19 protein-coding genes are annotated in these 23,891 nt (G+C 72.2%); 12 read left to right on the top strand and 7 right to left on the bottom strand.

What is annotated here, in order from left to right; all coding sequences use genetic code 11:
- Nucleotides 1–38 precede the first annotated feature (38 nt).
- The 5 genes from ACIBK1_RS26900 (at nt 39) to ACIBK1_RS26880 (ending at nt 4,507) form a co-directional block, all read left to right on the top strand.
- Nucleotides 39–794, top strand: coding sequence for an ATP-binding cassette domain-containing protein (locus tag ACIBK1_RS26900; protein WP_396738478.1), 756 nt, complete (start codon nt 39–41; stop codon nt 792–794).
- Complete coding sequence (locus tag ACIBK1_RS26895) at nt 791–1,489, top strand: hypothetical protein (protein ID WP_030508204.1); 699 nt, start codon at nt 791–793, stop codon at nt 1,487–1,489. Before ACIBK1_RS26900 ends, ACIBK1_RS26895 begins: the two co-directional genes overlap by 4 nt.
- Nucleotides 1,490–1,536: 47 nt before the next feature.
- On the top strand, nt 1,537–2,325 hold the full coding sequence (locus ACIBK1_RS26890; protein WP_030508203.1) for a twin-arginine translocation signal domain-containing protein: 789 nt from the start codon (nt 1,537–1,539) through the stop codon (nt 2,323–2,325).
- 129 nt (nt 2,326–2,454) lie between these two features.
- Nucleotides 2,455–3,126, top strand: a complete 672-nt coding sequence (gene npdG / locus ACIBK1_RS26885) for an NADPH-dependent F420 reductase (protein WP_030508202.1) — start codon at nt 2,455–2,457, stop codon at nt 3,124–3,126.
- A gap of 85 nt (nt 3,127–3,211) precedes the next feature.
- On the top strand, nt 3,212–4,507 hold the full coding sequence (locus ACIBK1_RS26880; protein ID WP_396738476.1) for an esterase-like activity of phytase family protein: 1,296 nt from the start codon (nt 3,212–3,214) through the stop codon (nt 4,505–4,507).
- A gap of 74 nt (nt 4,508–4,581) precedes the next feature.
- Here ACIBK1_RS26880 and ACIBK1_RS26875 read toward each other — a convergent pair whose 3' ends face one another.
- Nucleotides 4,582–5,262: an alpha/beta hydrolase gene (locus ACIBK1_RS26875; RefSeq protein WP_357318105.1), complete on the bottom strand. Its 681-nt coding sequence runs from the start codon at nt 5,260–5,262 to the stop codon at nt 4,582–4,584.
- Nucleotides 5,263–5,375: 113 nt separating this feature from the next.
- Here ACIBK1_RS26875 and ACIBK1_RS26870 point away from each other — a divergent pair, with 113 nt between their 5' ends.
- On the top strand, nt 5,376–6,554 hold the full coding sequence (locus ACIBK1_RS26870) for a trans-sulfuration enzyme family protein (RefSeq protein ID WP_030508199.1): 1,179 nt from the start codon (nt 5,376–5,378) through the stop codon (nt 6,552–6,554).
- 174 nt (nt 6,555–6,728) lie between these two features.
- Here the strand turns inward: ACIBK1_RS26870 and panB are convergent, their stop codons facing one another.
- Entirely contained in the window at nt 6,729–7,574 is an 846-nt protein-coding gene (panB, locus tag ACIBK1_RS26865; protein WP_396738473.1) for a 3-methyl-2-oxobutanoate hydroxymethyltransferase, read from the bottom strand.
- 201 nt (nt 7,575–7,775) lie between these two features.
- Here panB and ACIBK1_RS26860 point away from each other — a divergent pair, with 201 nt between their 5' ends.
- From ACIBK1_RS26860 to ACIBK1_RS26850, 3 genes are all read left to right on the top strand, one after another.
- A complete protein-coding gene (locus ACIBK1_RS26860; RefSeq protein ID WP_396738471.1) occupies nt 7,776–9,074 on the top strand; it encodes an MFS transporter in 1,299 nt (432 codons plus the stop codon).
- A gap of 543 nt (nt 9,075–9,617) precedes the next feature.
- Nucleotides 9,618–11,132 carry an MFS transporter gene (locus tag ACIBK1_RS26855; RefSeq protein WP_081903559.1) on the top strand — a complete coding sequence of 505 codons (1,515 nt, stop codon included), beginning with the start codon at nt 9,618–9,620 and terminating at the stop codon, nt 11,130–11,132.
- 7 nt (nt 11,133–11,139) lie between these two features.
- Entirely contained in the window at nt 11,140–11,781 is a 642-nt protein-coding gene (locus ACIBK1_RS26850) for a TetR/AcrR family transcriptional regulator (RefSeq protein ID WP_357318096.1), read from the top strand.
- Nucleotides 11,782–12,385: 604 nt separating this feature from the next.
- Here the strand turns inward: ACIBK1_RS26850 and ACIBK1_RS26845 are convergent.
- Nucleotides 12,386–13,105: a response regulator transcription factor gene (locus tag ACIBK1_RS26845; protein ID WP_363528521.1), complete on the bottom strand. Its 720-nt coding sequence runs from the start codon at nt 13,103–13,105 to the stop codon at nt 12,386–12,388.
- Nucleotides 13,102–14,823 carry a sensor histidine kinase gene (locus tag ACIBK1_RS26840; protein WP_396738469.1) on the bottom strand — a complete coding sequence of 574 codons (1,722 nt, stop codon included), beginning with the start codon at nt 14,821–14,823 and terminating at the stop codon, nt 13,102–13,104. Before ACIBK1_RS26840 ends, ACIBK1_RS26845 begins: the two co-directional genes overlap by 4 nt.
- A gap of 136 nt (nt 14,824–14,959) precedes the next feature.
- On the opposite strand from ACIBK1_RS26840, the gene ACIBK1_RS26835 reads away from it, so the two are divergent.
- The 3 genes from ACIBK1_RS26835 to ACIBK1_RS26825 are packed head-to-tail and all read left to right on the top strand — an operon-like array spanning nt 14,960 to nt 18,242.
- Entirely contained in the window at nt 14,960–15,898 is a 939-nt protein-coding gene (locus tag ACIBK1_RS26835; protein ID WP_396738467.1) for an ATP-binding cassette domain-containing protein, read from the top strand.
- Nucleotides 15,895–17,463: a hypothetical protein gene (locus ACIBK1_RS26830; RefSeq protein WP_396738465.1), complete on the top strand. Its 1,569-nt coding sequence runs from the start codon at nt 15,895–15,897 to the stop codon at nt 17,461–17,463. Before ACIBK1_RS26835 ends, ACIBK1_RS26830 begins: the two co-directional genes overlap by 4 nt.
- Nucleotides 17,460–18,242, top strand: coding sequence for an ABC transporter permease (locus ACIBK1_RS26825; protein WP_396738463.1), 783 nt, complete (start codon nt 17,460–17,462; stop codon nt 18,240–18,242). Before ACIBK1_RS26830 ends, ACIBK1_RS26825 begins: the two co-directional genes overlap by 4 nt.
- On the opposite strand, the gene ACIBK1_RS26820 is transcribed toward ACIBK1_RS26825, so the two are convergent.
- From ACIBK1_RS26820 to ACIBK1_RS26810, 3 genes are all read right to left on the bottom strand, one after another.
- Nucleotides 18,239–19,987, bottom strand: a complete 1,749-nt coding sequence (locus tag ACIBK1_RS26820; protein ID WP_396738461.1) for an NAD+ synthase — start codon at nt 19,985–19,987, stop codon at nt 18,239–18,241. The genes ACIBK1_RS26825 and ACIBK1_RS26820 overlap by 4 nt on opposite strands.
- A gap of 50 nt (nt 19,988–20,037) precedes the next feature.
- The gene (locus ACIBK1_RS26815) at nt 20,038–21,546 is read right to left on the bottom strand and encodes a BTAD domain-containing putative transcriptional regulator (protein ID WP_030508188.1); all 1,509 of its coding nucleotides are present in this window, start codon (nt 21,544–21,546) and stop codon (nt 20,038–20,040) included.
- Nucleotides 21,547–21,627: 81 nt separating this feature from the next.
- The gene (locus tag ACIBK1_RS26810) at nt 21,628–23,652 is read right to left on the bottom strand and encodes a sensor histidine kinase (protein WP_396738458.1); all 2,025 of its coding nucleotides are present in this window, start codon (nt 23,650–23,652) and stop codon (nt 21,628–21,630) included.
- Nucleotides 23,653–23,891 lie beyond the last annotated feature (239 nt).

Below are 23,891 nucleotides of genomic sequence, written 5' to 3'. Positions count from 1 at the left end.
ATCCGACTGAAAACCTATCGCAGAGTGGAGGGCGGCGAGTGCGCCTCCGGAACGTCTCCTATCGTTACCGGCGCAAAGCTCCTTGGGTTCTCCGTGGTGTCGACGTCGAGGTGGCGCCGGGCCGGATAACCGAGGTAACCGGAGCGAATGGTGCCGGTAAATCGACGCTGCTGCGGCTTGTCGCCGGACTGGCCCGGCCGTCGGCCGGTCACATCGAGCAGCGGCCGCGAATCGTGGGATACGCGCCCGAGCGTTTTCCCTCCGCCCTACCCTTCACGGTGCAGGAATATCTTGAGCACGTATGTCGTATCCGCGGGGTGCGCGTGGCCGACCGGCAGGCCGTGATCGGCCATTGGACGGAGAGGCTGCGGTGCCGGCACCTGGCCGCGACCCGAATCCGTGATCTCTCCAAGGGCAGTGCCCAGAAGGTCGGGCTGATCCAGGCGTTCCTGGCCAAGCCGGAGCTCCTTGTGCTCGACGAGCCTTTCGCCGGGCTCGACGTGGCGGCCATGAACGCCGTCTCCGCCGCAGTGGGCGAGGTGGCGGCGCGCGGCGGCAGCGTCGTCGTGAGCGACCACCAGAACTACCTAAGCGACGTCGACCTGCGACAGCGGTGGGAAGTCGGCGCGGGCACGGTATCCGTGTTGCCGGCCTCGCCCAAGCCGCGGGAGGAGAAGCAGACCGTGGTCCTGCGGGTGCGTGTACAGGAACGCAGCGCGGGCATCGCCGTCGAGCACCTGCGCGAGCTGGGCTATGACGTGGAGATCGGCGGCCCGGCGGAGGTCCGGAAATGAACGTCGCGGCCCTGAGCTGGTTCTACATCAAGGCATACGGAAACTCCTATCGGTTCATCCAGCCGCTCGTCCCCACGCTGGTGCTGCTGGCGATCCTTTCCGGCGCGCCGCCGGGCACGCCGGGCGCGGCCCAGGCCGCGGTGCTGGAGACGTTGGGGTACCTCAGCGTTTTCATGATTCCGGTGTGGGCGTGGGCGTCCCGCCAGGTCCTCGACACAGAACCGGACACCCATCGGCTCGTGTCGGCCACGATGGTGAGCTCCCGTCCCAGGCTGCTGACCGGGCGTCTGCTGGCCTGCTACGCGGTGAGTCTGGTGCTTTCAGTGATCGCCCTGCTGCCGCCCCTGTGGATGACTCTGCAGTCGGGGGCGGGCATGCGGGGGCTGCTCTCCGGGGCGGTGCTTCTGGTGGTCGAGCCGGCTGTCGCTCTCGTTTTCGGCATCCTGACCAGCCGCGCACTGGTCCCGTCCACCGGCGGATCCACCCTGTTGTTCCTGGGAGGGCTCCTCGTGGCCGCCCTCCTGGACGCCCGCGCCGGGTTCTGGCCGGGCCCGCCGATCGTGTCGGGGGTCGGTGCGGCCAACGAAGGGCTGGACGCCCTGCTCGCCGCCCTGCCCGGCGTGGCGTCGCGCGCCCTGGCGTGGACGGCCATCGGAATCGCCGTGTTCGCGTTTTTGCGGAGGCGCCGCGAGTGACAGTCTTCGTCGGTTCCTGTCCTTCTAGTGGAGAATGAGGTCCCCCCATGCGCCAGCCCAGCCGTCGTAGCGTCCTGAAGGCTTCCGTGGTGACGCTCGGAGCGATCGGAGCGGGAATTCCGTTGAGCGGTCCCGCGTTCGCCGCCGACTACAATCCCGCCCCACAGGACCCGGAATTTCCGGACGTCGAGGGAATGCGCGGGGACCGGCGGGCGAACGAGCTGTGGTACACCTACGAGAATGTCTTCCAATATCAGGCGACCGCCGAGATAATCGACGCCTACACCACCATCGGCGCGGTCGCGGGCGGATCGCCCGAGCAACTCTATCCCCTCTATAAGCAGCACCGCCAGGCGGGCACCTATCCCGACGGATTCATCGCCCAGATGGCTCCGGCCAAGGACGCGCTCGAATATCTCTCCCGCTTACAGCTCGACATCTACGACCGCTTCTACCGGCACGACGACAATGGATTGACGGCGGCGTTCGTCTGGTTCGGCGAGGGAGTTCTTTTCGATCCGCGCATGCCGTACGGATCGAAAACTCACATGATGAACGTCAAGCCCGGCGAGCCGCCGCAGAACTGGCATGCGTGGCACCCGATCATCAGGGCCACGGTGTTCCTCGGGATCGACGTCATGCGATGGATCGAGATCAACCGTCTCGTCGGGATCGGCTGGACGATCCAGTCCATCACCAAACCGCGAGCCGGCGCCGACAATCCCTACCTGGACAAGAAGAGCGTCCACAACGTGGTGAAGACGTGGCGCCACATGTCCCCGGCGAGGATGGACGATATGTTCGATAACTTCCCCTATCCTCCGGGCATCTCCTGACATCGGCGCCGAGTGTGAGGCTTCACCCGCCCGGGGGGTGAAGGCCGCGTGGGGCTGCGGCTGACAGCTCGCGTCCTCTGAGGGACGCCCCGGGGCGGCTCTCGGTGGTGACCTGGCATGATCGGAGCCATGGTTGAGCACACCGCCGTAGATCTGCCCGACGTCTCCGCGCTGACCATCGGCATCCTGGGTGGGACCGGGGACCAGGGCAAGGGACTGGCCCGCCGGTTCTCGCTGGCCGGGCACACCGTGCTGATCGGCTCGCGCAGCGCCGAGCGCGCCGAGGAGGCGGCCCGCGAGATCGGCGTACGCGGGGCCGCGAACGCCGAGGTGGCGGCCGAGGCGGACGTCGTGATCGTCGCGGTGCCCTGGGAGGGGCACAAGGCACTGCTGGAGTCCCTGCGCGAACCGCTCGCCGGGAAGATCGTGGTGGACTGCGTCAACCCGCTCGGCTTCGACAAGCAGGGGGCGTACGCGCTGCCCGTGGAGGAGGGCAGCGCCGCGCAGCAGGCCGCCGCGGTGCTGACCGGCAGCCGGGTGGTCGCGGCCTTCCACCACGTGTCGGCGGTGCTGCTGCTCGACCCCGCGGTGGCCGAGATCGACCTCGACGTGCTCGTGCTCGGCGACGACCGCGAGGCCACCGACGTCGTACGCGCGCTCGCCGGCCGCATCCCCGGCGCGCGCGGGATCTACGCGGGCCGGCTGCGCAACGCCCACCAGGTCGAGGCGTTCACGGCGAACCTGATCTCGGTCAACCGCCGCTACAAGGCCCACGCGGGCATCCGGGTCACCGACGTGTAGCCATCCGCGCTTCATCTGATCGTCACGTCGCAGACGTGATCGTTCACTACCTTCGGGCGCTGTCTCGCCGTCTGAAAGGTTCCCAGTGCTACGTCACGTCTCCGCCGGTCTGGCGATCGCCGCCGCGCTCACCCTCACCACCACCGGTACGGCCGCAGCCGATCCGGTCAAGGGACCCGTCGTCGTCGCCGACGTCACGCTCCCCGCCCCCGCGCTGAAGCAGGTGCAGCCGTCCATCGCGGACGATCATGGTGTGCGGCTCGGCGGCGTCGGCAGCGGCCTGTTCCCGGCCGAGCGGGCCGGGGAGTTCTGGCTCGTCACCGACCGCGGCCCGAACGGCCAGCCGACCGTGGACGGGGAGAAGCGCCGGACCTTCCCGGTGCCCGAGTTCGCCCCGGCGATCGTGCGGGTCGCCCTCGCGGGCGGCACGGCGAAGATCAAGCAGTACATGCCGATCGTCGGCGCCTCCGGCAAGCCCGTGACCGGCCTGTCGAACCAGGCAGGGCACGACGAAACGCCCTACACCTGGGATGGCCGCACGGTTCTGCCGTACAACCCGAGCGGGCTGGACGTCGAGGACCTCGTGCGCACCCGCGACGGCGACTTCTGGCTGGTCGACGAGTACGGCCCGTCACTGGTGCGGGTGTCGCCGGACGGCCGGGTGCTGAGGCGGCACGTCCCCGCGGGGCTCGGGCTGACGGGTGCGGACTACCCGGTGAAGGAGACGCTGCCCGCGATCCTGGCGAGCCGCCAGCAGAACCGCGGCTTCGAGGGCCTGGCGATCTCATCCGACCAGCGCACGCTGTACCTGGCCGTGCAGAGCCCGCTGGCCAACCCCGACAAGAAGGCCGCGAAGAAGTCGCGGTTCGGGCGGATCCTCACCTTCGACCTGCGCAGCGGGAAGGTGACCGGGGAGTATCCGTACCGGTTCGAGGACGTCACGACCTTCGACCCGAAGGTGAACGGCGACCAGAGCGAGATGAAGATCTCCGGTCTCGCGTACGCCGGCCCGGACCGCCTGCTCGTGGACGAGCGCACCGACAACGTCGCGCGGGTGTACTCCATCGACCTGAAGAAGGCGACGAACCTGCTCGGCGGGCCGTACGACGACGCGAAGACCAGCCCGTCGCTGGAGGAGCTGACCGGCGCGTCCGGCCTGAGGCTGCCCGTCAAGTCGCTCGTGCTGGAGCCGAACGCGCTGGTGTCGTCGCTGCCCGGCAAGATCGAAGGGCTGGCGGTGCTCGATCCGCACACGATCGCGCTGGCCAACGACAACGACTTCGGCCTCGGAGACTTCGGCCCCGACGGCAGGCTGGTGGACAGCGGCGTGCCGAACCGTCTCGTCGTCGTCCGGCTCGCTCGCGCGCTCGGCGCCCGCTGAACGCGCCCCCTGAACGCGTCCTCTAAGCGCCTGCACTGAGCGCGTGCACTGACCGCGCCCGCCCACGGGCGCGGTTATGCGGCGCTCGCGAGCAGCCAGTCGGCCACCGCCTCCGGCGCGACGAGCTGGTGCAGGTGCTCGCCGGGGATGCGGGCGACCGGCCAGCCGCGCTCGCCGGCCTCGTGGGCTAGGGCGGCATACGCGTCCGCGAACCACAGGTAGCCGCTCCTGAGATGGTCCCAGCGGGCCGGCACCGGGATCTCCTCCTGGTAGTACGCGAGGGGCAGCCGCGCCTGCTCGGCCACGACCACCTGGCGGATCACCGGGTCGGGCAGGAGGGCGGCGACGTCGTCCTCGGGCCACCAGTCGGTCCATCGGGGCAGGACGCCCGCGTCGTCGGCGAGGGAGCGCAGGAAGGCGAGATGCTCCGGCTCCGCCGCCTGGCACACGCCGCTGCGCGGCGGCACCGCGGCGTCGACGAACAGGCACGCGGCGACCTGCCCGGCGAGGGCCTGCGCGATCAGTGGCACGAACAGCCCGGCGTTGCTGTGCGCCACGACGGCCAGCGGGCCGCGCGGCGCGCTCGCCGCCACCTCGCTCACCACCCTCGGCCAGTAGGGCGGCGGACCGGCCGTCACGTCGGTCAGCCGCGGCACCACGGCGGTGTGCCCGCGCGCCCGCAGGGTCTCGGCGACGGGGGTCCAGGTCGAGGGGCCGACGGAGGGACTGTGCACGAGGAGGAAGCTGACGTCCATCCCCTCATCCTCACCATCGGCGACGGCGGCGGACGCCCTCTCCGCTCGCCGCGTAACCGGTCGTCGAGTGTCTAATCTGACAAGAACGGCTTTTCTAGGTAATTGTGGACGCCATGAGCTCCTTGCATCCGGAAACGCGCGTCGTCCACCTGCCCCGGCCCACGCCGGAGGCCAGCACGCCGATCTCCATGCCGATCTACCAGACCTCGGGATTCGTCTTCGACGACCCGGCCGTCTTCGCCGACGGCATGGGGCGGCCCGACGGGGCGTACGTGTACGGCCGGCTCTCCAACCCCACGGTGCGCGCGCTGGAGGAGGCGGTCGCCGGCCTGGAGGGAGGCGTGGCCGCCGTGGCCACCGGCTCGGGCATGGGGGCGATCAACGCCGTGCTGCTCGGCCTGCTGAAGTCGGGCGACCACGTGATCGCCCAGTCCGCGTTGTACGGCGCCACCGCGCAGACGCTGGCCGACCTCGCGGAGCGTTTCGGCGTCGAGGTCACCCGCGTGCCGGAGGACGACCCCGCGGCCGTACGCGCCGCCGTGCGGCCCACGACGAAGCTGCTGTATCTGGAGACCATCGCCAACCCGATGACGCAGGTGGCCGACCTGCCGGGGATGTGCGCGGCGGCGCGCGAGGCCGGGATCCTCACCGTGGTCGACAACACCTTCGCCTCGCCGGTCCTGTGCCGTCCCATCGAGCACGGTGCGGACATCGTCGTGCACTCCGTCACCAAATACCTGTCCGGGCACACCGACGTCGTCGGCGGGATCGCCGTGTTCGCCTCCGAGGACGTGTACCGCAGGGTGTGGTCGTACGCGGTGGAGCTCGGCGCGACGACCGACCCGTTCGCCGCGTGGCTGACCCTGCGGGGGATGCAGACGCTGCCGCTGCGGATGGAGCGCCACTGCGCCAACGCCCGCGTGCTCGCGACGCGGCTCGCCGGACACCCGGCCGTGGCCGCGGTGCACTGGCCGGGCCTGTCCTCCCACCCGTCGCACGAACTCGCCGCGAAGCTCCTGCCCGACTTCGGCGGCGTGTTCTCCTTCGACCTCGCCGGAGGGCGTTCCGCCGGAGAGGCGTTCATGCGCAACGTCCGGCTCGCGCTGCTCGCGCCGTCGCTGGGCGGCGTGGAGACCCTGATCCTCCACCCGGCCACGACGTCGCACCGTACGGTGAGCGCCGAGGGCCTGGCCGCGGCGGGCATCGGCGAGGGGACGGTCCGGGTGGCCGTGGGCATCGAGCACGCCGAGGACCTGTGGGCCGACTTCGCCCAGGCGCTCGACGCGATCTGATTCGACACGGTCTGACCCGGCTGAATCGGCGCGGTCTGATTCGACCCGGCTGAATCGGCGCGGGCCGATTCGGTGCGGCGACGGCTCGCGGGGAACGGTCCCGGCCGCCGGAAGACGCCGGAAGACGCCGGTCGAGGGCGGCCGCCGCGCGGTGCCGCGGCCGCCCGCCGGGTGTCAGCGGTAGCTGTGCTCGGGCCTGGGGAAGACCCCGGAGACCACCTCGTCGGCGTACGCGCGGATCGCCCGGTCCATCTCTCCGGCCAGGTCGAAGTACTTCTTCACGAACTTCGCGGGCTGCGGGGTCAGGCCCATGAGGTCCTGCCAGACGAGGACCTGCGCGTCGGTGTGGGGCCCCGCCCCGATGCCGACCGTGGGGATGCTCACCGACGTGGTGACCCGCTGGGCGAGGTCGGCGGGAACGCATTCGAGCACGACGGCGAAGGCGCCCGCGTGCTCCAGCGCCTTGGCGTCGGCCATGATCTCGTCGCCCGCCTGCCCGCGGCCCTGCACCCGGTAGCCGCCGAAGGCGTTGACCGACTGCGGGGTCAGGCCGAGGTGGGCCATGACCGGGATGCCGGCCGACACCAGCATCTCCACCTGCGGGAGGACCCGGTGGCCGCCCTCCAGCTTGACGGCGTGCGCGCCGGCCTCCTTCACGAAGCGGGCGGCGGTCTCCAGGGCCTGCTGGGGTGAGGCCTGGTAGGAGCCGAACGGCAGGTCGGCCACGACCATCGCCCGCGACGAGCCGCGTACGACCGCGGCGGTGAGGGGGATGAGGTCGTCGACCGTGACGGGCAGCGTCGAGTCGTAGCCGTAGACGACCATTGCGGCCGAGTCGCCCACGAGCATCACCGGGATGCCCGCCTCGTCGAACACCTTGGCGGTCATGGCGTCGTACGCGGTGACCATCGGCCACTTCTCGTGGCGTTCCTTGGCTGCCGCGATGTCGCGGACGGTGACCCTGCGTCCTGCGGCCCCGCCGTAGAGGGCGGGCTTGGACACAACGGAAACAGAGGACATGGCTACCTCCCGGCCTCGTGGCGCCCCTGTGGCGTCCCCGGACAGTCAGATCATTGCATGCCGCCATGGGCTGGAACACCCCCATACGGGCGCCGTAATCCTGGCGTGCAACGAGTGGGACTAAAGGGACGAAAGAGGCGACCCGGCGACGGAAATGTCAGACGCGCCCGGCACAATGCCATGCGGAGGTAAGGAACCACAATGGCTTTTGATCGTTACCGGCGGGTGCTCGCCCTGCCGGGTGTGCGGGCGTTGCTGCTGGTCGGCATGATCGCGAGAATTCCCCTCACCGGCACCGGCATGACGCTGACCCTGCACGTGGTGAACGACCAGAAGCTGGGGTTCCTCCAGGCGGGCCTGGTCGGCACCGCCTCCATGGCGGGCGCCGCGATCGGCTCGCCGCTCGTCGGCCGGTTCGTCGACCGGCGCGGGCTGCGGCCGGTGATGGCCGTGACGACCATCGTGCAACTGTGCCTGTGGTGCGTCGCGCCTGCGATGCCGTACGCCGTGCTGCTGCCGGGCGCGCTGATCGGCGGGCTGTTCAGCCAGCCGGTGTTCGGGACCATCCGGCAGTGCGTGGCCGCGATGGTGCCGAAGGAGAACCACCAGACCGGCTTCGCCCTCGACTCGATGGGTGTGGAGTTGTCGTACATGGTCGGGCCCGCCCTCGCCGTCGCGAGCGTGACGGCGTTCGGCAGCACGGCGACGATGTACGGGGTGGCGGCCGGTCTGGCGGGTTCGGGAGTGGCGCTGTATCTGCTCAACCCGCCCACGCGGTCGGCGGAGGAGGACGCGGGGCACGAGGGTTCCGTCCCCCGGCGGCAGTGGCTGCGTCCTGGCCTGCTCGCCCTGCTCTGCCTGGTGTCCGGGCTCACCTTCGTGCTCACCACCACCGAGTTGAGCGTGGTGGCGATGCTCAAGGCGGACGGCGCGACCGCCTGGACCGGGCTGGTCCTCGCGCTGTGGTGCGCGTACTCGCTCGTCGGAGGGTTCGTGTACGGCGGGCTCTCCCGGGGGCTGCCGCCCGCCCTGCTCGCGGGCGGCCTGGCGCTGCTGACCGCGCCCGTGGGACTGGTCGGCGGGGGCTGGGGCTGGCTGTGCCTGGCGCTGGTGCCGGCCGGGCTGCTGTGCGCCCCGGCTCTGTCGTCCACCGTGGACGCCGTCAACCGGCGCGTCCCGGCGGCGGCGCGGGGTGAGGCGATGGGCCTGCACGGCACGTCCCTGACGATGGGAGGAGCCCTGGCCGGGCCCCTCGCGGGCGGGCTCCTGGACACCCGCGGCCCGGTCTTGGCCTTCGCCGTGTCCGGAGCGGTCGGCGTCGCGCTGGCCCTGCTCACCGCCCTGGTCAGGCGCGACGCTCCGCCCGCCGCTCTCGCCCCGGGCGGATCGAGTGACGCGGCCGGGCCGGAGCGTGTGAGCGGTCTCGGCGCGGCGGCCGGAGCGGACATCGCGGCCGGGCCGGATGTCGCGACGCCCCTGCCCGCCGCCGCTGGAGAGTAGGGACCGGTGCCCGCCTCCGCGGGAGCAGGACCGGTGCCTGCCCCCGTGCGGGAGGAAGACCGGTGCCCGCCTCCGCTCCGGAGGAAGACCGCCGGGCCGGGTGGAGGAATGAAATCCGCCCCGGAGTGGGAATAGAACCTGCCCCCGCGTGGATGTACAGGGGGGCGTGGTTGTCTCTCGGGGCAGCCGCGCGAAGGGCGTCCGCCGCCTGTCCGGGTGGCCTCGGCTGCTCCGGAGCGCCGTGCGAGACGCGGTCGTGCCCCCCGGCGCGCCGGAAGACGCGGGGTGCCGGAGACGAACAAGGCGCGGGTGCCGGAGGCGAGCGGCACGGGAGCGGCGCCTCGGCCGAGCATCTTCAACCCAACTGACCAGCGGATACGGCGGCACCACCCCGGATTATGAAACGGTCCCGTTGCGTATCGGAATGACCAACGCTACGCTTGCGTTGCGAAACTCAGTCGTATCGAAATCATGGGGGAATCCGTGGAAGCTTCCGCAGAAGCTCATACAGGTCACCCACGCCGTTGGCAGGTCCTCGGCGTGATGGTGTTCAGCCTGCTGGCCGTCGTCCTCGACAACACCATCCTCAACGTGGCGATCAAGACGATCGCCGATCCCGTCCACGGCCTGGGCGCGACCCAGAGCGAGCTCGAGTGGGCGATGAACTCCTACACGCTGGTGTTCGCCGGCCTGCTGTTCACCTTCGGCGTGCTGGGCGACCGCTACGGGCGCAAGCGGATGCTCATGGCCGGCATGGTCCTGTTCGGCCTGGCCTCCCTGGCCAGCGCGTACGCGCAGGACCCGATGCAGCTCGTCGCGGCGAGGGCCCTGATGGGCCTCGGTGGCGCCGCGATCATGCCGGCCACGCTGGCGATCATCTCGAACGTCTTCCCGATCCACGAGCGGGGCAAGGCGATCGGCATCTGGGCAGGCGGCGTCGGCATCGCCGTGGCGATCGGCCCGATCACGGGGGGCCTGCTGCTGGAGCACTTCTGGTGGGGTTCGGTCTTCCTCGTCAACGTGCCGATCGTGATCATCGGCCTCGCGCTGATCGCCGGGATCGTGCCCGACTCCAAGGACCCGAACAAGAGCGGTCTCGACCCGATCGGTGTGCTGCTGTCCATCCTCGGCCTGATCGCCCTCGTCTACGGCATCGTCCGGATCAGCGACCTCGGCACCGTCGCCGACGTCTCGGTCATCGTGCCGTCGCTGCTCGGTCTCGCGATCCTCGCCGCGTTCGTCTGGTACGAGAGCCGGATCGACCACCCCGCCTTCGACGTGCGCAACTTCCGCAACGCAGGCTTCTCCACCGCGATCGCCACCGTCGGCCTCGTGTTCTTCGCGGCCATGGGCGTGATGTTCTTCCTCGCCTTCTACTGGCAGATCGTCCGGAACTACTCGCCGCTGCAGTCGGGGGCGCTCGTGCTGCCGTTCGCGGCCGCTCAGCTGATCTTCGCGCCGCAGAGCGCGCGCATGGTGCAGAAGTACGGCGCTCGCGCCGTCGGCACGGTGGCCATGCTCGTCATCACGCTGGCCCTGGCGTGCTACGCCTTCGTGCAGGTGGACACCCCGATCTGGATCCTGCTGGCCCTCGGCTTCGTCCAGGGCGCCGCGATGGCCAACATCATGCCCCCGGCGACCACGGCCATCATGAACGCGCTGCCGCGTGAGAAGGCCGGCGTGGGCTCCTCGATGAGCAACGTCGTCCGGCAGGTCGGCGGCACGCTGGGCATCGCCATCCTGGGCGCGGTCCTGTCCGCGAGCTACCGCAGCGACATGGAGGACAAGGTCGCGGCCCTGCCGGAGCAGCTCCGCCACGTCGTGACGGAGTCCATCTCCGGCGCGGCCGGCGTCGCCGAGCACCTGGGCCCGCAGGGCACGAGGCTGCTCGACGCCGCGAACGCCGCCTTCGTCACCGGCATTCACTGGGCGGCCCTCGGATCGGCCTTCGTCGCCCTCGTCGGCACTCTCGTGGTGGCCCGCTGGATGCCGGGGAAGGGTTCCGCCGGCGCCGCGGTCGACAAGGCTGAGATCGAAAAGGAAGCGGCGGTAGTGTGAACTGGTCATGAAGACGCAGCAGACGGCTGAGGTGGCGGCCCGCCCGGCGGGCCGCCCGCGCAGCGAGAAGGCGGAACGGTCGATCATCGAGGCCACTCTCGAACTGCTCGGCGAGGGCATCGGGGTGTCGGAGCTGTCCATCGAGTCGATCGCCGGCCGCGCCGGTGTCGGGAAGACCACGATCTACCGCCGGTGGTCCAACAAGGAAGACCTGGTGGTGGACGCCCTGGCGACGCTCAAGCCGCCGATCCCGCTGCCACAGGGCGGAACCGTGCGGGACGACCTGGTGACCTACCTCCGGGTGATCCAGGAGGAGTCCCGCCACCATCGCACCCGGTGCATCATGAACATCGCCATGAGCGACTCCGAGCGGCATCCCCGGCTGGCGGAGCGGTTCCGCGAGCTGGCCGTGGAGCCGCGCAGGGCGGTGGTGACGGCGGTTCTGCGGCGCGGCATGGAGACCGGTGAACTGCGTGCGGACCTCGACCTCGACATGGCGCTGGCGCTGCTCAGCGGGGCCATGATCTGGTCCACGAAGTGGTCCCACTCCGGCGACCCTCAGACCGACCTGCCCGAGCGGATCGTCGACGAGGCGCTCAAGGGCTTCCGCCCCCGCCCCTCCACCTCTGAGCCGTGCCCCGAGTTGTGACCTGTCCCTCCGCCCCCGAGCTGTGACCCGGCTCTCCAGGCCCGGGCCGTGATGCGGCCCTCCACTTCCGAGTCGTGACCCGGTCCGTACGGCCCACGGCCGTGCGGACCGCGCTCGTCACCGTCGTGCGCTGCGCGCGGAACGGCGCGTAGCGCCGAGCATCCTCGGGAGAGCCGGGTACCACTGGCGGGAATGGACGCGAGGGCGGGCGGCCGTCCACCGACGACGCCGTCTCCTATGACCTCTCCGATATCCCCGTGACCGGTGCCGGACGCCTACCGGCACCGGTCACGGCTTTCTCGTTCCGGGCCCGCCTCATTTCAGGCGCATAGAGCGCGCCCATCAATGTGCCGGTGTCCCCGGACATCTCCCAGACCATCGGTGGTCGCGACTGCCGGAGCCGTTGTGCACCTCGTACGCGCTGGTGGGCAGGCTGCCGGGGGTCGCGGCGTCTCAGGCCGGCGTCGCCGTCTTGGGGGTCTCCACGGTGGCACGGAGGTCGCGTCGGCAAGGGCCCGTTCGATCGGGGCCGCCGCGAACGGCCGCCGGGCCACCGGCGCGCGGCGCGTATGGCAGGCGGTCGGGTGGCGCGTATGGCACGCGGTCAGGTCAGGCCGGGGAAGCCCGGCCCTTGCGGGCCGAGGTCCTGCCGGCCCGAGGGTCCCGTAGAGCGGGGAACGACCAGTCCGGTCTCGTACGCCATGACGACGGCCTGGGTCCGGTCGCGCAGGCCGAGCTTGCCCAGCACCCGGCTCACGTGCGTCTTGACCGTCTCCTCGGTGACGGTCAACCGTGCGGCTATCTCGGCGTTGGACAGCCCCTCGGCCACCAGCCGTAGCACCTGCGTCTCACGCGGGGTGAGCGCGGCCGGGACGGCGGGCTCGGGCCTCGGCCGGAAGCGGGCGAACTCGGCGATGAGGCGGCGGGTGATCGAGGGGGCCAGCAGCGCGTCGCCCGCCGCCACGACGCGGACCGCGTCGAAGAGGCGCTCGGCGGTGACGTCCTTGAGCAGGAAGCCGCCGGCTCCGGCGCGCAGCGCGTCGTAGACGTACTCGTCCAGGTCGAAGGTCGTCAGGATGAGGACCCGTGTTCCGGAACCGGTGAGCCGTCGGGTGGCCTCGATGCCGTCCATGACCGGCATGCGGATGTCCATGACGACGACGTCGGGGCGCAGCTCTCGGCATGCCCGGACGGCCTGCGCCCCGTCGGACGCGGTCGCGACGACGACGAAGTCCTGCTGGCTGCCCAGCAGTTCGGCGAAGCCGGTGCGGACGACCAGATGGTCGTCCGCGACGACGACGCGGATCGGTGTCGCGCCGGTCACGGGTGCCCTCCCTCAGAGGCGGCGGATGCGACAGGGCCACCATGGCAGGCAGGACCATCAGGGTAGGCAGGACCATCAGGGTAGGCAGGACCATCAGGGTACGCAGGACTGTCAGGGGCGCCGGAAGCCGGGGAACCGTCGGCACCCGGGAGGCGGGGGAGGCGCGCCTCCACGACGAATCCGCCGCCGGCCGCGGAGCCGATGCGCAGTTCGCCGCCGACGGCAGCGGCCCGTTCCCGCATTCCGGCCAGTCCGTGACCGGCCAGTGCGTGACCGGCCAGTGCGTGACCGGCCAGTGCGTGACCGGCCAGTGCGTGACCGGCCAGTCCGTGACCGGTCACGCCGCCCGGCACGCCCGCGTTGTCCGATGCGCCGGCTCCGCCCGGCGTGCCCGTGCCGTCGTGCCCACCGTGCCCACCGTGCCCGACGTGCCCGACGGTGCCGGTCGTCGTGCCCGAGGAGAGCGGAACGCCGGGGCCGTTGTCCCGTACGCGAAGCCGCAGAGCGTCGCGGGTGTAGTGCAGCTCCACGTCGACGGCGGCGCCCGGCGCGTGCCGCCGGGCGTTGGTGAGCGCCTCCTGGATGATGCGGTAGGCGGCGAGCTCGACGCCGGGATCGAGCACGGCAGGGGAACCGCTGAGAACGAGGCGCACGGCTGTTCCCGCGGCGTCGCGCGCCTCGTCGAGCAGCGCGTTCAGCTCGGCCAGCCGCAGGCCGGGCTGCGGGCGCAGATCCGCAGCCCGTTCCCGGTCGTCCTCGCGGAGCACGCCGAGCAGGCGCCGCATCTCGGTCAGCGCCGCACGGGCGGTGTCGCCGATCGCCCGCAGCCGCTCCGCCCCGGCGGACGGCATGCCCGGCACGGCGACACGGGCCGTCTCCGCCTGTACGGCGACCATGGAGATGTGGTGGGCGACCACGTCGTGCAGTTCCCGGGCGATGCGCGCCCGCTCGCCGCGCGCGGTGTGCTCCAGCAGGGTGCCGGCGATGACCTGCCGGGCGGCCAGGTTGTCCGCGGCCTCACCTCTGGCCCGCCGGGCGACTCCGGCCAGGGCCGCCGCCGGGGCTATGCACGCGAGCAGCAGGACGAGGACGCGCGTCTCGCCCTCAGCGGGAACCAGCATCTCCACCCCTCGGGGCGGGGTCCAGCCGGGCAGGCCGAGCAACGCCGCCACGACGTACGGCACGGCGAGTAAGGGGCCGAGCCACCGCGCTCCGGTGAGACCGAGCCGGTAGAGGCAGACCACCACGACGGCCGCGCCTGCGATGGTGAGCGTCCGGAAGGCCGTGAACGACAGCAGGCCCGCGACGCCGACGACCACGGCGGCGGTGGCGGGCTGGGTCCGCAGGAACACGACCGGCACCGTGGTGGCCAGGGCGAGCAGGCCGAACGCGACCAGACGCAGCGAGGCCCCGGCGGGATCGCCCCCCGGGCCGGTGAACGGCGTGAGCGCCGTGCCCGTGCCCATGCCGGTACCCGTGCCGGTGCCCGTGCCCATGGGGGTGCCCGGAGCGCTCGATGCCATGCCCATCGGTGCGCTCACGCCGTGCCCGAACAAGGGCGGCGCGGTCGCGCCGCGGGCGTGCGCGACCGCCTCGGCCAGCGCGAGCAGGGCGGCGAGCACCCCCAGCGCGACGGGCGCGTACGAGGCACGGAAAGCGGGTGTCCACGCGCGAAGGGTCCACCCCCGCCTGTCTCTCCGGTCGTCCGCGCGCTCCACGGGAGGTCATTGTCCCAGGCATTCCCTTTCCGGACATCCCTCACAGGAGGGACGGAAGGTCCCTCATACCGGGGAGGGCGAAGATGGCTCCCCGCCGTGACGCCGCGCGTTCCGGCCGCCGCCTAACCTGCCGGGCATGCGAGCGGCCATCGAAGTAATCGGATTACGCAAGCGCTACGGGCGCACTGTGGCGCTGGACGGGATGTCCTTCACGGTGCTGCCGGGCCGGGTCACCGGTTTCGTCGGACCCAACGGCGCGGGCAAGTCCACCACGATGCGGGTGATCCTCGGCCTCGACGCGGCCGACGAGGGCTCCGCGCTGGTCGGCGGCCGGCCGTACCGGAGTCTGCGGGCTCCTCTGTGCCAGGTCGGCGCTCTGCTGGACGCCGCCGCGCTGCAGCCGTCCCGTACGGCGCGCAACCACCTGCTGTGGCTGGCCCACTCCCAGGGGCTGGGCGCGCGGCGCGTCGACGCGGTGATCGAGCAGGTCGGGCTGGGGGCCGTGGCGCGGCGCAGGGCGGGCGGGTTCTCGCTCGGCATGCGGCAGCGTCTCGGCATCGCCGCCGCGCTGCTCGGGGATCCGCCCGTCCTCATACTGGACGAGCCGGTCAACGGCCTCGACCCGGAGGGCGTCGTGTGGATCCGCGGCCTGCTGCGGTCACTGGCCGCCGAGGGACGCGCGGTGCTGGTGTCCAGCCACCTGATGAGCGAGATGCAGGACATGGCCGACCACCTCGTGGTGGCGGGCCGGGGGCGGGTTGTGGAAGACACGAGCGTCGCCGACCTGATCGCCGCCGCCTCCGACGGGCGGGTCACGCTGCGCACGACCGCGCGTACGGAGGCGATGGAGGCACTGGCCCGCGCCGGCGCCAGGGTTGCCGTCCAGGACCGGGACACGCTCACCGTTTCCGGGCTGGAGGCCGGGCGGATCGTCGCCCTGCTCGGCGCGAACGACGTGCCGTTCTCAGAGGTGGCCGCGCACCGCGCCTCGCTGGAGGAGGCGTACATGGAGCTGACCAGGGACGCGGTCGAGTTCCGCGCCACGACTCCGGGAGACGGGACGGCGACCTCATGACGGACCCCTCGACGGTCGTGACAGACCCCACGACGGGCGGGCGCGACGGCTTTCCGCACCTGGTCCGTGCTGAATGGACCAAGTTCAGGACCGTACGCGGCTGGGTGGCCGGCATGACCCTCGCCGTGATGCTCGTCGTGGCGCTGGGGCTGCTGTCCGCGGCGGGCAGCCACGCCTCCTGCGGCATGGGCGGCGTCGAGACCGCCTGCACGCTCACGACCGGGCCGGGCGGTGAGGCGGTGAGCGACAGCTTCTTCTTCGTCCACCGCCGGTTGGACGGCGACGGCTCGATCACCGTGCGGGTGGACTCCATGACCGGGCAGATCCGGCTCCCCGACACCGTTCCCGGGGTGCGCAGGGTGGTGGCCGGAGTGGTGCCGTGGGCGAAGGCCGGGATCATGGTCAAGGACGGCGTCCGGCAGGGCGCGTCGTACGCCGCGGTGATGGTCACCGCCCGGCACGGGGTGCGGATGCAGCACGACTTCACCGAGGACGTCGCGGGCAGGTCCGGCGGCGTCTCGCCGGGGTCGCCGCGCTGGCTGCGGCTGACCCGGTCGGGCGGCACCCTGACCGGCTACGAGTCGGTGGACGGCAGGCGGTGGACCGTGGTCGGCACGGCCCGTCCGGCCCATCTGCCGGCCACGGTGGAGGCCGGCATGTTCGTGGCCTCCCCGGGCGACCTGACGGTGAGCAGAGGGGATCTGGGCGGCGCCTCCGTCCAGGTCCGGTTCACCGAGGCGAGCGCCGTCTTCGACCAGGTCCGGGTGGAGGGCCGGGCGGGCGGCACGTGGAGCCATGACGACGTCGGCGTCGCGTACGAGGCCGACGGCAGGACGCCCCACCACCCGGGCCGGTTCACCGAGTCCGGCGGAGCGTTCGCGATCACCGGGGTGGGCGACGTCGCGCCGAGCGTAGACGGCGTGCGGATCGAGAGCACGCTCTCCGGCCTGGTCGCCGGGCTGGTGGCGGTGATCGTCGTGGCGGTGCTGTTCGTCAGCGCGGAACACCGGCGGGGCCTGTTCCGCACCACTCTGCTGGCGGCACCACGGCGGGGCCGGGCGTTCGCGGCCAAGGCCGTGGTCGTCGGCGCGGTGGCCTTCGCCGCCGGCCTCGCCACCGCCCTCACCGTTCCCCTCGGCGCGCGCGTCCTGCGGGCGAACGGCAACGCCGTCCTCCCGGTGAGCACGTTCACCGAACTGCGGGTCGTGGCCGGTGTCGCGGCGCTGACGGCCGCCGTCGCGGTCCTCGCCCTCGCCTGCGGCGCCCTGGTGCGGCGGGGCGCGGTGGCGGTCGCCGCAGTGGCCGGGCTGGTCGTGGTGCCGTACATCCTCGCGACCGCCTCCGTCCTGCCCCCGGATGTGGCGCGGTGGCTGCTGCGGCTCACCCCGGCGGCCGGGTTCGCGGTGCAGCAGAGCATTCCGGAGTACGCCCAGGTGCTCGGCTACTACAGCCCCCAGGGCGGCTACTATCCGCTGCCGCCCCTCGCCGGGCTCGCCGTGCTCTGCGGCTATGCCGCACTCGCTGCCGTCCTGGCCGCCGTACGCATCCGCAAGGGGGACGCGTGAGACGCGAGCTTCGCGCGGAGTGGACCAAGGCGCGCACCGCACCGGGCACGGCGTGGCTGCTGTCGGCCATCGTCGTGCTCACCGCCGCCGCGAGCGCCGCCGTGGCCGCGACCGTCTCCTGTACGGCGGGGGGCTGCGACCAGGACGTCCCCCGGCTCGGCCTCGCCGGGATCCAGGCGGGCCAGGCGGCCGTGGCCATCATGGCCGTGTTCGCGGTCACCGGCGAATACGGCAGCGGCATGATCGCGACGACGTTCGCGGCGATGCCGCGCAGGGGCCGGGTCCTCGCCGCGAAGGCCGCCGTCCTCACCGGCCTGACGCTGGTCGCCGGGACGGTCGCGGTGCTCGCGTCCGTGCTGGCGGCGCGGCTCATCCTGCCCGGCAACGGGTTCACGGCCGCCAACGGCCACCCGCCGCCGTCCCTGGCGGACGGCCCGACGCTGGGCGCGGCGGCCGGCACGGTGCTCTACCTCGCGCTGATCGCCCTGTTCAGCCTCGGCGCCGCCACCGCCTTGCGGGACTCCGCCACCGCGGCCGGCGTGGTGTGCGGCGTGCTGTACGTGCTGCCGCTCATCCCGCACATGCTCGCCGACCCGGGCTGGCGGCGGCTGCTCTGGCAGGCCACGGCGGCGAACGCCGGGCTCGCGATCCAGACGACCACGCACCTGGACGACCTTCCGCTCGGCCCGTGGGAGGGCCTCGGCGTGACGGTCGCCTGGGCCGCCGCGGCGTTGCTCGGCGCCTGGTTGCTGGTCCGCACGCGCGACGTGCGGGCTTAGGGGCGCTCGCGCCAGCGGTTGGTGATGGGCAGGCGGCGGTCGCGGCCGAAGTTCTTGGGCGTGATCTTCGGGCCCGGCGGGTACTGACGGCGCTTGTACTCGGCCAGGTCGACCAGGCGGATGATCTGCGTGACCAGCTCGGGGTCGTGACCGGCCGCGACCAGCTCGTCGCGGCCCATGTCCCGCTCCACGTAGTCGCGCAGCAGCCGGTCGAGCACCTCGTAGGGCGGGAGCGAGTCGGTGTCGCGCTGGTCGGGCCGCAGCTCCGCGCTCGGCTCCTTGGTGATCGAGTTCTCCGGGATCGGAGGCCGCCCCGGCTGGACGTTGCGCCACTCCGCGAGCTTCCAGACCACGCTCTTGAGCACGTCCTTGATGGGGGCGAACCCGCCCGCCGAGTCGCCGTACAGGGTGGAGTAGCCGGTGGCCAGCTCGCTCTTGTTGCCAGTGGTCAGCACCAGGTGGCCGTGCTCGTTCGAAAGGCTCATCAGCAGCATGCCGCGCACCCGGGCCTGCAGGTTCTCGGCCGCAAGGCCGTGCAGCTCGATCTCCTTCTCGAACCCCGCGACGATGTCGGCGATCGGCACCATCTGCGAGTTGACCCCCTGGCGGCGCACCAGCTCCTCCGCGTCGGTGATCGAATGGTCCGAGGAGTAGCGCGAGGGCATCAGCACCACGTGCACCCGCTCGGGCCCGACGGCGTCGGCGGCGATCGTGGCGACGAGGGCGGAGTCGATGCCGCCGGACAGGCCGAGGATGACCGAGCGGAAGCCGTTCTTGCGCACGTAGTCGCGCACGCCGAGCACGAGCGCGTGGTAGATCTCGGCCAGGTCGTCCAGCCGCTCGGCGACGACCGGCGCCTCCGGCTCGTACGGCTCGACCGGCGCGGCCGACAGCAGCACCCGTTCGACCGTGATGACCGTGCCGTCGTGCGCGTCGTGGCGGGACTCGCCGAGCTCGCCCGTGCCCTCCGGGAGCTCCAGGTCGGTGACGAACAGGTCCTCCTCGAACTGCGGCGCGCGGGCGACCAGTTCCCCGGAGGCGTCCACGATGAGCGAGTCGCCGTCAAAGACGAGCTCGTCCTGCCCGCCGACCATGTTCACGTACGCGAGCGCGCAGCCCGCCTCGCGGGCCCGCCGCGCGCACAGCTCCAGCCGCACGTCGTCCTTGTTCGTCTCGTACGGCGAGCCGTTGGGGACGACGAGCAGGCCGGCGCCGGCCTCGGCGACCACCGACACGGGACCGCCGTCCTGCCACAGGTCCTCGCACACGGCCACGGCGACGTCCACGCCGTGCAGGCGGAAGATCGGCAGGCGGTCGCCGCGCACGAAGTAGCGATACTCGTCGAACACCCCGTAGTTCGGCAGGTGGTGCTTGGCCGACTTCGTGACCACCCGGCCCTCGTGGAGCAGGGCGACCGCGTCGAGCGGGGCGCCCTTGGGCTGTCCCACGCGCGGGGCGAGGTCGGCCCGGTCGAGGTAGCCCACCACGACGGGGAGATCGCCGAACCCCTCGTCGGCGAGCCGCATGGCCGCCTTCGACAGCGCCGTGATCGACGCCTCGACGAACGACGACCGGAGCACCAGATCCTCGGCGGGGTAGCCGGTCAGGAACATCTCGGGGAACACCACGAGGTGCGCGCCGCGCCCGGCGGCCCTGCGGGTCCACTCGACGAGCATGTCGGCGTTGCCGGTGATGTCACCGACGACCGGATTGGTCTGGGCGAGAGCGATACGCAGTTGAGCCACGGTCCCACCCTAAGGTGTCCGATTATTTGTCGTCAAAGCGACGATAAGGGTCAGGCGCCGGGCGATCCGGGGCTGACCAGCCCTCTCTCGTACGCGAGGACCACGAGCTGGGCGCGGTCGACCAGGCCGAGGCCGCGCAGCAGCGCCGTGACCTCGTCGGCGACCTCCTGCTCGGGCACGGCGAGCGTCATAGCGATCTGCCGGTTGGTGAAGCCCCGGGCGACGAGCTTGATCAGGTCGAGGTCGGAGTCGGACAGGCCCTCCGGCGCCGCCGGGTCGCGCCGCCCCGCGAACGCCGCGATGAGGTGCGTGGTGACCGCCGGGTCGAGCAGCGCGTCACCCGCGACGGCCGCCCGGACCGCCGCGATGAGCTGCTCGGGCGCCGAGGTCTTCAGCACGAAGCCGCTCACCCCCGCCCGCAGCGCGGCGTAGAGGTTCTCGTCGGTGCCGAAGGTGGTCATCATGATCACCTTTGGCGGCGCCTCCGCCGCGAGGATCCGCCGGGCCGCCGCCAGGCCGTCCAGGCGCGGCATCTGGATGTCCATGAGCACCACGTCGGGCCGCACCGACTGGACGAGCGCGATGGCCTGCTCGCCGTTCTCCGCCTCCCCGACGAGGTCGAGCCCCGGCTCGCTGTCGAGGATCACCTTGAGACCGGTGCGCACCAGCGCCTGGTCGTCGGCGACCAGCACGCGCAGGGCCGCCACGCCGGGGGCCGCTCCCGCCCCCGCCGTACCCGCCGGTGCCGACACCACGGACGGCCCCTTCGAGGGCCCGCCCGGCGGCGCGTCCGCGGCCGGACCGGGGGCGTCCAGATGCTCCGCCTGGACGAGGATGTCCTGCTCAAGTCGCTGCAGGGTGGGGCCGAGGTCGAGCCCGAGTTCGTCGCGCAGCGCCTCCCGGGCCCGGCGCAGCGCGCCGAGCGCGTCACCCTGCCGGCCGGCGCGGTAGAGCGCGAGCGCCAGCAGCCGCCAGGCCTCCTCCCGCAGCGGGTGCGCCGACGCGTGCGCCTCCAGGTCGGGGATCATCGGGCCGGTGCGCCCCAGTCGCAGGGCGGCGTCGGCGCGGCGCTCCACGGCGAGCAGGCGAAGCTCGTCGAGCCGCGTGGCCTCGGTCTGCGCCCAGGCCAGCTCCTGGAACCCGGCGAGCGCGGGCCCGCGCCACAGGGCGAGGGCCGTCTCCATCCGCTGCAGCGTCACGGCCGGGCCCTCGTGGTCGCTCTTGACCAGGTGCTCGAAGTGCCAGGAGTCCACGTTCTCGACGTCCGCCCGCAGCGCGTAGCCGGGCGGGGCCGACACCAGGACGCCGGCCTCCTCGCGCGGCGCGCGGTTCGGTTCGAGCGCCCGGCGCAGCCGGGACACGTACCCCTGGATCGTGGACAGCGCCTGAGCGGGCGGCTCGCCGGGCCACAGCTCGTCGATCAGCATGCTCACCGGTACGGCGCGCCCTCCGGCCACGAGCAGCCGGGCGAGCACGGCCTGTTGCCGCTGGCCGCCCAGGTCGAGCGTCTCGCCATCGGAAAGCGCCTCGAACGGCCCAAGAGCACGAAAAGTCACCATCGCACGGTAAGCGTAGAGGCAGCGGCCGTCCCGGTCGTGCCACGCGGCTCTCGGTTGGGTCACGAGGCGGGCGGGCGGCGCTCAGGCGGTGAGCGGGAACCGCGCCTCGACGACCGTGCCGCCGGTCCCGGGGGCGGTGACCACGCAGCTTCCGCCCAGTTCGGCGGCGCGCTCGCGCATCGAGGACATGCCGACCCCCGCGCGCAGCCGGGCGGGCGGGCCGATGCCGTCGTCGGCGACCGTCACCCGCAGTTCGCCGCCGCCGTCCCCGGCCGGGGGACGAGTGACGCGGACCTTGACGCGGGTGGCTCGCGCGTGGCGGCGCACGTTGTTCAGCGCCTCCTGCACGATGCGGTACACCGCGACCTCCACGGCGGCGGGCAGCCCCGCGAGTTCGCCGTCCACCCGCACCGAGACGCCCTCGACGCCGTCCGTCCCCGCGGGCAGCGTCTCCTCCGCCAGCGCCCGTACGGCTCCCTCCAGCCCCAGGTCGTCGAGGGCCGGGGGACGCAGGCCGTACACGAGCTCGCGGATGTCGCCGGCGACCGCGTCCATGCCGACCCGCAGGTCCCGCAGCAGGTCGTCGGCCGTACCCGGCGACGTGGACAGGTTGATCCTGGCCATGTTGATCGTCATCGCCATCGCCCCGAGCGTCTGGCCGAGCCCGTCGTGCAGGTCGCGGCGCAGCCGCCGCCGCTCCTCCTCGCGGGCGGCGAGGATGCGCTCGCGCGAGCGCTGGAGGTCGGCGGCCATCCGCACGGCGTGGGCGACGTCGGCCACATAGGGGAGCAGCGTGGACAGCACCCGATCGTCGTGGGCGGCGGCGAACCGCCGGGCCCCGGGCGGGCCGACGAGCAGCCGGCCCACCGGCTCGCCGTGCCAGACCAGCGGCACCTCGCGCGGCGACGGCCCGACCTGGCCGCTCTCGACGTACCGCGGCCTGCCGTCGGCGATCTCGACGGCGACCCCGTCCACGGCCAGGCCCTCGCGCACGACCGTCACCACCGACGCCAGCGCGTCGGCGGGATCGGCCCGCCGCACCTCCTGCGTCAGCCGTTCCGCGAGCAGCGCGGGATCGCCCACCCTGCCGTAGAGGGCGCGATCGACCACGCATTGCAGGACGCGGCGCAGCGGCTGGAAGAACGCGCCGGCGAACAGCGCCGCCACGAGGCCGCCCACCTGGTGGTATCCGGACACGACCAGGCTGGAGACCGCCCCGGCCCCGAAGTAGACGGCGCTGATCGCCCCCAGGAGCCCGGCGGTGACGAACGTACGGCTGATCACCGTGTCGATGCCGTACAGCCGGTAGCGCAGCGCCGCGAAGAGGATCGCGAACGGGATGAGCGCCGTCCACAGCGTCGCGGGCAGCCACATCGCGGGGCCGAGCAGGTACAGCGCCACGTATACCGCGAAGACGGACAGCGGCCAGGCGATCTGCCGGCGCGTCACCGGGTCGGCGCGCCGCAGCCGGAGCGCCAGCGAGGCCAGCGCCGCCACCACGCAGGCCTGGATCACGTACTGCAGGACGTCCCAGACCGTCGCGTAGTAGGGGAGGAGGGCCCTCACCTGCAGCGGGTTGTGGATCACCGCCGGCCAGGGGTAGCCCACCGGATCGGGATCGGGCCGCAGCAGGCCCAGGACGACCTCGGCGAGGGTGGCGACGGCCCCGGCGGCGAGGACCACGCGCCAGCCGCGGGAGGGCAGCCTCCCGGTGGGGGAGTGGAGCGGAACCATGACCGCCAGCAGCAGGCCCGACACCGCCCAGCAGGTCAGCTGGACCGCCCGGGCCGTGGCGGCCGCCCCCATGTCGCCCTGCGAGGCCCAGTGGAACATCAACGCGGTGAAGGCCACGTTGCCCGAGCCCAGCACACCGCCCACCCAGATCAGCCAGGCCACGCTGAGCCGGGGCCGCTGGGAAAGCAGGAACGCTCCCGTGAGCGGGAACGTGAGCGCGACGCCGAAGTCCGGCGTCAGCGGGGGGTGCGGCTGCCACTCGGCGGGGATCCGGACCTGGACCAGTACCCCCACGAGGGTCAGGGCCAGTGCCACGGCCGCCATCGCCCAGGCCATCGTCCGCACGGGAAAGGCAGGGGGGTTCTCGTCCATGCTGGGATGGATTATGTCCCGTCCCGTTCGCCCCCGCCAGCAACCCCCACCCCACCCCTTTCCCTTCCCCCGTGATCTTGTAGTTTGCCGCAGATAATCGCCCTGCCTGCGCCTTCTCCGTCCGTGATCTTGCACATCTTCTCGTAGGCCGTCCTGGACCTCGGCGAACGTTGTTGGTGATCTTGCAAATGCAAGATCATGGACGATGAACGCGAAGGTCAGCCGGTCTGTGTCCGAAA

The sequence above is a fragment of the Microbispora rosea genome (assembly GCF_044460045.1).
In the GTDB taxonomy this organism is placed as follows: domain Bacteria; phylum Actinomycetota; class Actinomycetes; order Streptosporangiales; family Streptosporangiaceae; genus Microbispora; species Microbispora rosea.
This window is presented reverse-complemented; position numbering and strand designations above follow the sequence as displayed.